The organism is Kocuria sp. CCUG 69068 (assembly GCF_020833785.1).
Taxonomy (GTDB): Bacteria; Actinomycetota; Actinomycetes; order Actinomycetales; family Micrococcaceae; genus Kocuria; species Kocuria rosea.
This window is the reverse complement of the sequence record NZ_PDDL01000275.1, coordinates 1-549: the sequence shown is the minus strand read 5'-3', so window position 1 is coordinate 549 and position 549 is coordinate 1. Positions and strand designations below refer to the sequence as shown.

At 80.7% G+C, this 549-nt stretch carries 1 protein-coding gene; it reads left to right on the top strand.

What is annotated here, in order from left to right; genetic code table 11:
* On the top strand, positions 1–434 hold a 434-nt coding region (locus tag CRM73_RS19495), incomplete at its 5' end, for a type II secretion system F family protein (RefSeq protein ID WP_370658584.1).
* Positions 435–549: the final 115 nt, after the last annotated feature.

The following is a 549-nucleotide window of genomic DNA, read 5'->3' as shown; positions in this document are numbered from 1 at the left end:
CCGCCCGCCTGGGGCTGAGCGTCTCGACCGCCCTGGCGGGGGTGCCGGCCCCGGAGCTGGGCCACCGCGCGCTGGAGCGGCGGGCCGTCGCCACCACCGCCGAGCTCTCCCTGTGCTGGGAGGTCTCCGAGCGCACCGGCGCACCCCTCGCCGCCCTGCTCGGCGGCCTCGCCGACGCCCTCGAGGCGGAGCTCGACGCCGAGGCCGCACGCGGCACCGCCCTGGCCGGCCCCCGCTCCACCGTCCGGATCCTGACCTGGCTCCCGGTGCTCGGCATCGGACTGGGCATGCTCATGGGCGTCGACCCGCTGCGCACGCTGCTCACCACCCCGTGGGGGCTGGCCGCCCTCGTGGCCGGCGCTGCGCTCACGGGCCTCGGCCGGGTGTGGACGCGCACCCTGATCAGCCGCGCCGAGGCGGTGGGTGCGCGATGACCGCCCTCGCAGCGCCCGCCGCCGGGCTGCTCCTGGTGGCGGCCGTGGCGCTGGCGGCGCTCCCGTCCCGGGCCCGGCTGCCGGGAACGCCCCGTCCGGCCGCGGCCCGCCGCCG